The organism is Pandoraea sp. (assembly GCF_004297875.1).
In the GTDB taxonomy this organism is placed as follows: domain Bacteria; phylum Pseudomonadota; class Gammaproteobacteria; order Burkholderiales; family Burkholderiaceae; genus Pandoraea.
Genome location: NZ_SCSK01000039.1, coordinates 24,613 through 35,825, shown reverse-complemented (window position 1 = coordinate 35,825; position 11,213 = coordinate 24,613). Strand labels below are relative to the sequence as shown.

At 63.8% G+C, this 11,213-nt stretch carries 4 protein-coding genes; 3 read left to right on the top strand and 1 reads right to left on the bottom strand.

Features of this window, described 5'->3' with window-relative positions; translation table 11 throughout:
• Positions 1–48: 48 nt before the first annotated feature.
• The 3 genes from EPN80_RS12230 (at position 49) to EPN80_RS12220 (ending at position 10,077) form a co-directional block, all read left to right on the top strand.
• Positions 49–6,882 (top strand): EAL domain-containing protein, encoded by a 6,834-nt coding sequence (locus tag EPN80_RS12230; RefSeq protein ID WP_293027380.1) that lies wholly within the window; start codon positions 49–51, stop codon positions 6,880–6,882.
• A 248-nt stretch (positions 6,883–7,130) separates the two neighbouring features.
• A complete protein-coding gene (locus EPN80_RS12225) occupies positions 7,131–8,522 on the top strand; it encodes a tyrosine phenol-lyase (RefSeq protein WP_293027377.1) in 1,392 nt (463 codons plus the stop codon).
• Between the two features lie 34 nt (positions 8,523–8,556).
• Positions 8,557–10,077: an NAD(P)/FAD-dependent oxidoreductase gene (locus EPN80_RS12220; RefSeq protein WP_293027375.1), complete on the top strand. Its 1,521-nt coding sequence runs from the start codon at positions 8,557–8,559 to the stop codon at positions 10,075–10,077.
• On the opposite strand, the gene EPN80_RS12215 is transcribed toward EPN80_RS12220, so the two are convergent.
• Positions 9,974–10,747: a hypothetical protein gene (locus EPN80_RS12215; protein ID WP_293027372.1), complete on the bottom strand. Its 774-nt coding sequence runs from the start codon at positions 10,745–10,747 to the stop codon at positions 9,974–9,976. The genes EPN80_RS12220 and EPN80_RS12215 overlap by 104 nt on opposite strands.
• Positions 10,748–11,213: the final 466 nt, after the last annotated feature.

The window sequence follows — 11,213 nt, the reverse complement described above, 5'->3', positions numbered from 1 at the left end:
CTGGCCAGCCGCATCAACCGCCCGGCGATGATCGGCGGCACGTATCAGATGGCCACTCAGGGCGCCGCGCTGATCCACAACTGGGATCAGATGAGCGGCTATCAAAAGTGGAGCCAGCTGGTGTCGCTCGGAGCCAACATGACGCCGTTCTTCGTCGGCAAATACATCAAGTCGCTGCACGGCGATATTACACAGCAGCAGGGGCTGAATCAGCGCGCGCTCAGGCAGGCGCAGGCGCAGGCTCTGGTGCAGGCCGTCGCATTTCCCGACTTGAAGGCATACTGGACGAACTGGCTCGACGATGCAATAGAAAACGGCAAATTCAAGTTGCAGTACCAGCCGCTTCACGACAGCCTGAGCGGTGAAATATCGCATTACGAAGTATTGATCCGGCACACCGATCTGCGGCCGGACCAATTCATCCCGGCCCTGGAGGCGCATGGCCTGAGTCTTCCGCTGGCGCAGTGGGTCATTGCCGAGGCAGTGCGGGCGGCGGCCGGTCATCCGGATGCCAACCTGGCCATTAATCTATCGGGGCCCGTACTCAACGACGGTACATTACCGGCAACCGTCGACGCCTTGCTGTCGGCCTATGGCGTGTCCGCCAGTCGCATCAGCTTCGAAATCACCGAGACCGGCGATCTGCCGGATATGCGCGTCGCGCGGGACGTGCTGCGCCGCCTGCGCGCCAGAGGCCACGAGATCGCCATCGACGACTTCGATCAGCAACGCTCGCTCGACTACGTCTCCCGGCTGCAGGCGCAGGCGGCCGGCGCCCGGCTGTTCGACACGCTCAAAATCGCCCGCGAGTGGGTAGCCGCGCTGGGCGACCCTGCCGTGCGCGAGGCCGTCAAATTCGTGGTCGACGACATGCATCGCATGGGCATCAAAGTGATCGGCGAGGGCGTCGAAACCGAAGAAGATAGCGCGCGGCTCGATGCCCTGGGTGTCGATATTCAGCAAGGCTGGTATTGGGGGCGGCCGGGCGATTTGCCCGAACAGGCCGGGCTGCCCGACAATATGCCGGCACGCCCCGGCAAGACGGCCGACGACGGCGCGGTCGACGAAGATGAAGACGGAGGCAACGCTGGCGGTGCCCGCTCCCTGTCAGCCGCCGCCTATCACCCGGCGCCACCGGTGGCGTTGACCGAAGCGCAGATATGGCAACTCGGCCTGACCCAGACAGGCAGCCCGCCGGTCGCGGCGCTGGAACAATTCCCTTCGTTGGGCACGCAAAGTGCCATGCGGGCGCTCGATCCCGATGCATTAAGCGCGGCCCTGGTTGCCAAGGGCGTCTCGACCGATATGGCGCAGGCGTTCGTGGCGCAATTGGCGCAGACACCCGAGCCGGTCATCGGCTCGGTCTCGTGGACGAGCGCGCGCGATGCGCAGCCTTCTCCTGCGCCGGCGTCGACCGACACAAGTTCGGCGAGTACCGTCAACGACCAACCTGTCACGGGCGAGGTGCCGGATGGCGCGACAGCCCAAGCGATTCTGGCGCACCCGGTCTATGGGCCCGTTGCGCGCAAGTTCGCGCAATATCTGGTGACCGAGGATCGGTTGGCTCCGCGTTGGGCGCAGCGTGCGGTCTATGCACGCTCACTCGGTGACAAGCTGCGCAACGCGCTCGCCGCATCCGGGCAGCATGCGGCGAACCCCGGCGCACACGCTGATTTCGACGCGTTCGTGGCCGACCGATTGCGGCGCGACGCCGGCACATTTCTGCGCAACGCACTGATGTATCTCGACAAGAGCGCGCGTCGACAGGCCAAGCTCGACGCACAATTGTCCGCGTTGCCACCGGGCATGCTGGGCTCGGCGGCGTTCCACGACGCAGTACAGGTGGCGCGTGACGAAATTCTCGGCAAGCGTTCGAGTGCGCCGGATACACCAGATGCACCGGACGAGGGAGATCCGCCGCAGGATCGATATACGCTATCCGCGCAATATCACCCGGCGCCGCCGGCGCCGCTGACCGACCCGCAGGCATGGCAACTCGGCCTGACCCAGACAGGCAACCCGCCGGTGACCACGATGGAGCCGTACATCTCGCAGGTTACCCACCAGGCCATGCGCGGCATCGATCCGTCCACACTCTATCCGGAGTTGCTGCGCATCGGTCTGTCGGAGAACACGGCGCGAGCCTTCGTGGCCCAATTGCAGGAAGAACCATCCCGTGCCGTCGTTGCCTCCGCCGAGATGAACGTGCGTCCGGAAGATCTCGATATGTCCCGCGCGGTGCCGGTGATTTCCACCGCGCAGAAATTCATTCTGCCGATTCCGCCGCTGGCCGATGGCAAGCCGCTGGTCTACCCGGCGGGCACGATCGATGCCGGCGGCGCATTGCTCGAAGGTCAGCCGATTCTCGATCGGCAGGGCAATCCGCTGGGCGAGACCGGCGTGGTTTTCCATAACGCCAAGGACCAGTCGCTGCAGGCGGTGCCGGGCGACGGCAGCGGTGTCATTATTTTCAACGAGGTCACCGAGGCGCAGGCAGCCGCACTGAGCGCCGCCGTGACGGATCTGGCGGGTATGCCCTCGGCGCTCAATCATGCACAGGTCGTGGCGGTACTCGATGTCGCGACTTCGCTGGGCCTGACCGACTGTTACAACTCCGACATCGGTTTCATTCGCGGCAACATGACCCCGGTGGGCGATCTCGGCGCGGACTGTTTCGGTCTTTACAAGCGCGACGATCGCGACACCTGCTGGGCGGTTCGTGTGGTCGGGCGCGGCACGTTCAGGGGGCCGGCGGCCTCGCCGCAGCGCTTCGACAGCGGCGCGGTCATCGTTCGCCAGGGCAACGAGTTCCGCCTTGTCCAGCCGGCGGAATTCGGACGGACGTATTGTCACAGCGACGCAACGCCGATCGACGTGATGGCGTTGCCGGTAGGGTTGCGCGGCTTCAGCCTCGATAGCTTTATCGATACCGCGCCACCAGGCCGGACTGAAGATGCAGGAGCCGTCCCGGCGGGCGCGTCGGCCGACACATCGGGCGCCGGCTCCCTCGAGCTGACCTATGAGAAGAGCGCCAGCGGCAACTGGTTGCTCCTCTCGTCGAGCCGCGACCCGGGCGTCAGTGTGAAGGTGCAAATCGGTGCGACGGACAATTCTCCCGCCGAGGGGGCGGCCGTGATCAACGTGCACGAGATCAAACCCGGCCGGACAGCGCCTGGCGCCGAAGGCTGGCTGTTGATGGCGCTGCTCGATCACTACGGCGTACTGCCCTCGTCGGGCACGCTGCTGGTATTCCCGGACATTATGGAGCCGTCGTTGCTGGCGGCCTACGCAGAGCGTGACGACCCCGCACGGACCCCGCTAGGCGTGTCGCTGACCGGCGCCTTGCCGGGTTATGGACTCGAAATCTCGGGGTTTCATTTCGATGACCACGGCGAGCAGCTCTCGCTGGTGGTCTTGCTGCGGGGCCGGGACGAAACGCAAACGTCGCCTCCGGGCAGTGGTGAGTCGCCGGTCGGCGGCAGCACCGTGTCGGCAGCCTATTATCCGGAGGCGCAACAGCCACCGGGCGGTCCGACCAGCGAATCACCAGCGGCGGGGCTGGCCAATTCAGGGATCGGTGCATTGGAGCAATTCCCTTCAGTGGGAACCCGACGAGCTGCCAGCGGACTGAATCCCGATCTATTGCGGGCTCAACTGCTGGACATTGGAATGACGCCCGGCACCGCACAAGAGTTCGTCGCCCAGTTGTCCGCGCCGTCGCCTCAGCACGCGGTGCCGCGATACTGGTTCGCCGATGGGCGCGACGCCGGCGACCATGCCAGCACGCCATTCGACGAATCGGAGCATGAGCGTTTCGGGTTGACCTATGGCTATGGACGCGGCTTGCTGGGCCTATTTTCCGCGAGCGATCCCAAGGTGAAGCTGAGCGTCGGGATCAACGTGGACGCCGAAGGCTACTTGCTGGATCCCGCCGCGGATAAATTCAACATCTTCATGATCGATCGTGGCGACCTGCCGCCGGGTGCCGGTAGCCGAATGCTGCTAACGCTGTTGCAGCACTTCGATATTGGCCTGGCTCCGACCGGTCGAGCGACGATCGAGGCGATCGTGGACCAGTCCGCGATCGACGCCTTCGAACATCAGACCGACCCGGCTCAAACGCGGCTTGCGAGGTCGCTCGCGCGCGCATTGTCCGCACACGGACTGTCGGCCGAATTCGAGTTCAAAGGGGAAAACAAGGACGGCCTCTCGCTGGAGGCGAATTGGCATCAGACTGTCGCCACCGACGCGCCATCGGCCGCCGAAAGCGCCAATGACGCGCCCCAACAAGGGCTGTACGTCTCCCGCCCGGTCGACCCTGCCAGCGCGCAGCATATTCTTGACCTGGGGCAGTCGGCGCTGACCGGCGACATCAATTGGGTGCCGCCGAATAAAATGCACGTGACAGTGGTGCGCAGCCCGAACGATCTGCGCGACGGCGAGATATTCACGCCGCAAACCGAGCCGTTGACGATTGTGCCGCCTGACGATCCAAGCGCCGTCTGGCAACTGCTCAAGCTGGGTAACGGCATTGTGCTTCGCTTCGAGGCGCCGGCGCTCAAGGCGCGCTGGGAAGAAGCGCAGCAGCAAGGCGCCGGGTGGACCTATGGCGATTCATACGTTGCATACGTCACCGTCGCATATGAAATCGGTCAGGATTTTGCGCCGCTGCCGGTGACTCCTTTTCCGATCACGCTCGGCGGCGAGAGGGTCGAGCCGTTCGATGCGCAATGGGTACAGCGCCAGGGTTTGGGGGCAAATAGCGATTCGCAACAGGCAGGGATCGCGCAAGTGTGGGATCCCCGCGCAGATGGCGTTGACACGATCAACTGGTCGTTCGGCTATTCCTATATTCCTGGAGAGTCGGAATCGCGTGTGGAATCGCCGCCCGACACTTTCACCGTGCGTGCGCATGGAACGCCCGATTCGACTTTGCTGGATGCGCAAGGCGAGTCGGTGAACCCTTATCAATTCGTGTTGCAGCACAATCTCCTTTGGAAATTCGGGCAAACCATTTTCCTGGCGGTCGACCATGCCGGCGCGGGCGGCGATCGGGCCTGTGCCCAGCAACTGGCCGATACGCTGAATACGGAAGTGATCGCTCCGGATGGCCCGTTGAGGATCGCTCAAGATCAGGTGGAACCAGCGGACGGCGTGCGCTGGCTGCGCTTTTCGCCGCGACCGGCAACGCCTGATTTCTCAGTTGAGATTGGCGACCAGGGCGAGCTTACAGCCGTCGATGCGGCAGGCAATCGCGAAGGCAAACCGCTCGAGGCGCTGATCGGGCGATTGCTTGGTTGCGGCACGGTTAAAACGGTGTTCGAGCTGGGTAGCGATAAGGTCGCAGCGCTCGCGGACGCTGACATGGGAGAACTCATGATCGATCTCGAGCGGCAAAGTGCCGAGCCCTACCGCAACGCGGGCGCGCCCGTGAGCAAGATGTACGAGCAGCAAGGCGAGGGCTTTGGTCGTCTCGCCGTGTACTACGATCGGTATGTCCACAGTACGAAAGACATCCAGCATAAAGGCGTCGACGGGAGCGAGACGATCGAATCGCCCTATTTCAACGAAAACACAATTGCGGATGCGCAGCGATTGCGCCATGTCATTCTCGACGTCCATGGCAGTGCGCAGCCGGATGACGAAGAGCCGTCGGCGCCGGGCGATATCGAGTTGATGGTCGCAACCGACGGGCATTTGCTGTTGCACGACATCGAGCTTCCGGGACTCTTCACGCATAGCAGCGCTGCACGACTGCTGGCCGACTTCCATGCGTTCTTCGACCGCATCATCGCGAGCGCGCAACGGAATATCGCGGCCCGGGAATCGGGTGCCGCGTCCGACCCGTCGGTAGCGGTGCCGGCGCAACGCCTGGAGATCGACTGGCCGGCGCAACCGTTGGCTTACGCCGATCAAAGCTACATGCCGGAGGGCGTCCCGCTGGCGCATATACCGACGCCGGGTCAGGCGAGCGCCTATCTCAAGGTGTTTGCGACCGGCGATGAGGGGGGGGCTGTCATGGATCAGAACGGCGATCCGCTGAGCCCCCACCGAATCGTGCTCGATACTGCCTTGGATTGGGAGGACCATCAACCGATCCTGCTGGCAGCCGACTATGCAGGTCGCGGTGGTGAAAATGCCTACGCGCAGCGTTTGGCCAACATTCTCGAGACCGACGTAATCGCCCCAGACTTCGCGCTGCGCTTGGGCAAAGGTAACAGCGTGATGATGGATGGCGATGGCTCGTGGTACCGCTTCAGTCCACAACCACAGGCGCCGACCGATTACACGCTGGACCTGCGCGATGACGGCAGCGTGGTGATGACCGATGCAGCAGGCGCGCAACGAACCGTGCCAATCGACGAGGTAATCGGACCGCGCCTGGGCTCAGGCGGGACCAAGGTCGTGTTCGCCTTTGGCAAGGATAAGGCCATTGGCGTTCTGGGGCCATGGCGGGGGCGGGAGCAGCTCGATGCTGAAAAGGCCGAACTTGATCGACGCGCAGCTGAGGGATACCCCGTTATCGCAATGACCTTGCCTCGCGATGTCACGGCATTGGGACAACCGTTTGCCGTTTACGACCGCTTCGAGCAAAGGCCTGGCCGAGGTGTCTTGCTGAGTCACCAAAACCAGCGCGATATAGTCAGCGACAGCCTTTACTTCAACGCACGCACCCTTGCGGATGCGCGCCGTATCCGAGATCTGGTTCAGAACGGTCAGACGGTCTGCAGCGACTTCGAGCTCGGGTTGTTCAGCGACGGCCGGCTCGTGCTGACCGACCCGTACGATCCGGCGACCGAAGAGTATTGGCCGCGCGAGCGCCAGTTGGCCGTGCTCGATCAAATCATCGCGCATGCGCAGCGCCATGTGGCCGAGGCTTAGGTTGGAGCACGGTCTGCGAAGATGCGTGGGATAGAGGGGCAAAGCATGCGTTGCACTCTCAAACACTACGCATCTGCCGGATTGAAGCGCGTGAGCGCGCCGCAGAGAATGACGCTGACAGTGGGCACTTTGCACGATCGCGGCGGTTAATGATTGGTGATCGAACGCGACGGCAAGGCGAACACCCTGCGTGCGGCGCAACCGCGGCGCGCGATTCATGCACGGAGTGACTCATGCCGGACGAGCGCATGCCCCCCCTCAGCGACGCACTGCTCTATAGTGTCGAGCCCTACAAGATCAAGGTGGTCGAGCCGCTCAAGACTACCACCCTGGCCGAACGCACGCAGTCCATCGAGGCGGCCGGCTACAATCCGATGCTGCTGCGCGCCGAGGATGTATTCATCGATTTGCTGACCGACAGCGGCACCGCCGCGATGAGCGACCGGCAATGGGCCGGCATGATGCTGGGTGATGAAGCCTATGCCGGCAGCAGGAATTTTTACCATCTGCAGGCGGCCGTGCGCGAGCACTACGGCTATCGCCATATCGTACCGACCCATCAGGGGCGTGGCGCGGAGCACATACTTTCGCAGATGCTGATCAAGCCCGGCGACTATGTGCCCGGCAATATGTATTTCCCGAGCACGCGCCTGCACCAGGAACTGGCCGGCGGCACCTTCGTCGACGTGGTCGTCGACGCCACCTACGATCCAGCCTGCGCCATGCCCTTCAAGGGCAACGTCGATCTGGCCAAACTCGATGCCGTGATCGAGCGCGTGGGTGCCGCGCGCATTCCTTACATCAGCCTGGCGGCGACCGTGAATATGGCCGGCGGCCAGCCGATCTCGATGGCCAACCTGCGCGCGGTGCGCGAGCTGGCCGACGCGCATGGCATCCGCATCGTGCTCGATGCGGCCCGGGCGGTCGAGAACGCCTATTTCATCCAGCAGCGTGAAGACGGCTACCGGCACAAGCGGGTGGCCGACATTCTGCTGGCGATGTGCGCGTTGACCGATGCGTCGACCATGAGCGGCAAGAAGGATGCACTGGTCAATATCGGCGGCTGGCTGGCCGTCAACGACGACGCGCTGTACGAGCAGGCCAGCAATCTGGCGCTGGCCTACGAGGGGTTGCACACTTACGGCGGCCTGGCCGGGCGCGACATGGAAGCGATGGCGCTGGGCATTCGGGAGTCGGTGCAGGAAGAGCACATTCATGCGCGCGTCCGGCAGGTCGAATATCTCGGCGAAAAATTGCGCGCGCGCGGCATTCCGATCGTCGAACCGGTGGGCGGGCACGCGGTGTACCTGGACGCCCGACGCTTTTTGCCTCATATCGAGCAAACCGAATTTCCGGCGCACCGGCTGGCGGTGGAGCTCTATCTGGAGGCGGGCATTCGCTCGGTCGAGCGTGGCATTCTCTCGGCCGGGCGCAACGCACAGACCGGCGAGCATAACCCCGCGACACTGGAGCTGGTGCGCCTGGCGATTCCGCGGCGCGTTTATACCCAGTCGCACCTCGATCTGGTGGCGCTGGCGATCGAGCGCGTCCATCGTCGCCGCGAGACGCTGCGGGGCCTGAAGCTGGTGCACGAGCCCAAGCATCTGCGCTTTTTCCAGGCGCGCTTTGAAATGCTGTGACGGCGCGCAACGGGATTCCCGGAGTCAATCACTGATGCAAATTCCCCAACGTACGCAGGTTCTGGTGGTCGGTGGCGGCCCGGCAGGCTCGACTGCCGCCGGCTTCCTCGCGCGCGACGGCATCGATGTGGTGCTGCTCGAGCGCGACATGTTTCCGCGCTACCACATCGGCGAGTCGCTGTTGCCCTCGTGCCTGGAGGTGCTGGAGCTGCTCGGCGCGCGCGAATCGATCGAGGCGCATGGGTTCATGCGCAAGCCCGGAGCCTATCTGCATTGGCAGGGCGAGCAGTGGACGCTCGATTTCGGCGAGCTGCGCGGCTGCTACCAGCATAGCTTTCAGGTGTCTCGCGCGGCTTTCGATGCGCTGCTGCTGCAGCACGCGCGCAGCCTTGGCGCGCACGTCGCGGAGGGCGCCAATGTGCGGGAGCTGGAATTTCGCGGCGAGCGCCCGGTGGCCGCGCAATGGGCAGGGCGCGATGGGGCGATGCAGCGCATCGCCTTCGATTACCTGATCGATGCCAGTGGTCGCAGTGGCCTGATGGCCACGCGCTATCTGAAAAACCGGCAGATGCACGAGGTGTTCAGGCACATCGCGCTGTGGGGCTATTGGCGCGACGTCCCGCAACCCGCCGAGGCGCGCGACGGCGCGATCACCGTCGCGTCGATTCCCGACGGCTGGCTGTGGGCGATTCCGCTGGCCGACGGCACCATGAGCATCGGCGCGGTGCTGCGCAAAGACGCATACGTCGCAGCACGCAGGCGCGCCATGCTCAAGCAGATTTATCGGGACTGCATCGCCGCCTCCGATCTGATCTCGCGCATTACCGCCCCCGGGCGCCTGGTCTCCGAGGTCAGGAGCGAGCAGGACTATTCATATCGCTCGAGCGCGTTTGCCGGACCCGGCTATTTCATGGCGGGCGATGCGGCGTGCTTTCTCGATCCGCTGCTGTCCAGTGGCGTGCATCTGGCGATGTATAGCGCCACGCTGGCCGCAGCGTGCCTGGGCAGCACAGTGCGTGGGGAAATCGACGAAGGGCAGGCGAGCGCCTTCTTCGAACAGAGCTATCGCCAGGCCTATACGCGCTTCCTGGTGTTCGTCACGGCGTTTTATCAGGTGCAAAGCCGCTTCGGCTACTTCGACGAGGCACGTCGCCTGACGCATCACGACGTCGCGCAGGGCGATGTGCAAAGCGCTTTTCGCAACCTGGTCTCGGGGCTCGAGGATTTCGCCGACGCGGAGGGCACCGCCACGCATCTGCTCGGGCAGATGACCCGGCGCATCGAAGAGAACCTTGCATTGCGCCGGGACAAGGCGGCGTTGCAAGCCGCGGAGCTGCGCGCGCGGGCGGAGCAAAGCGCGCAGTTCTTCGACGCGGTCGAGGGGCTTTCGATGCTCTGCCCGCGGACTGCCGCCGGCGACTACTACGTGTGTACCGAACCGCGCCTGGGCATCAGGCGGAAGCAGTTGGCGTCGCCCATGACGCCTGTGGCGATGGCGGCAGGCGAGCAATACGCCGAGGCAGATGCGGCAGCGCCGCGCTCAGGTAGTCGCTGACGATGCCGACAAAATGCCGCGCCGGCAGCACGAGGCTCTCGAATAGCGACAACGACACGGCGAACTGCGCCTCGTCGAGGTCGACCGGTTCCAGGATGATCACCCGTTCGAGCCGCGAGGCAAGTCCGGGCTTGAGGAACGGCGAGACCATGCCGGGCGCGAGCAGCAGTTCGGACGCGACATCGAACGAGGCTGGATTGATCGTGAAGCTGTTGCCAGCCGACGACGGGAGACAGCCTTGCGCGACCAGGACTCGCTGGGCCTGGCGGCTGATATGCCAGGCGCCGACACCGGTGGCCAGCAGGTAGTCGCTGCCGCATTTGAGGGATAGCGTCTTTTGCACCAGCACGCCGCTTGGCATATGGCATTGCTTGGCGCTTGCCGAATAGGTCGGCTCGTGATGATGAATTCGAGCGACAGGATCGCAAACACCGTGTGCGCTGGCGATGCGCATGAGCAGCCCGATCGCCTCGGCGGCCATGGTGCCGGCCCCCATGTCGGATTCCCTGCGGTCGAGTTTTTCCCGGGCGCTGCAATGTTCGGAGGGGGGCGTGCCCAGCAGCGCGGCCAGCTTGCCGGGAGCGGTATGGGTATCGTGACGTCGCGCAGCGAAGACGTTATACGCCAGCATCTCTGCGCTATTGACCAGTGGTGCAAGTGCCTGTTGCATGAGGTCCTCGCTATCGTTGTGCTTTTCGGTCTTGACGGAAGATCGTTAGCAATATAGGCAATAGCGGCACGACCAAGGCGGGAATATTTCGTAATCCGGCGCGTAAATTCGGCCGGAAACTACGTGTCTTGGTGGCGCGTCGGGCAACGTCGCGTCACTGCACGTCCGTTACTTCCCGTATCGACATACAGATTTGCGTAGTTTTCTGCGACCGGAGGCTGCCGATCGCCAGTCCGGCGAACAATCGCGCGAATTGTGATTTCCATATGGCAAGTGCATCGCCCGCGCGGGCGCCCTGTCCGAAGCGTTGCGCGATATACAGAATCTTGTAGTTTGATGCTGCTATTGGCGCGATATCCGCGCCCGGGCTACGAATCCCGTGCATTGCGACCCGGACGAGGTGCATGAAGAATAGCGTTCAGAATCGGAGCATCGGGATGCGCTCGCGCGCTCGTGCGTGCCGCCG

Coding starts and splice junctions, on each gene's coding strand:
- EPN80_RS12225 (WP_293027377.1), top strand. CDS start 7,131: ATGCCCCCCCTCAGCGACGCACTGCTCTATAGTGTCGAGCCCTACAAG.
- EPN80_RS12215 (WP_293027372.1), bottom strand. CDS start 10,747: ATGCAACAGGCACTTGCACCACTGGTCAATAGCGCAGAGATGCTGGCG.
- EPN80_RS12220 (WP_293027375.1), top strand. CDS start 8,557: ATGCAAATTCCCCAACGTACGCAGGTTCTGGTGGTCGGTGGCGGCCCG.
- EPN80_RS12230 (WP_293027380.1), top strand. CDS start 49: ATGGCCACTCAGGGCGCCGCGCTGATCCACAACTGGGATCAGATGAGC.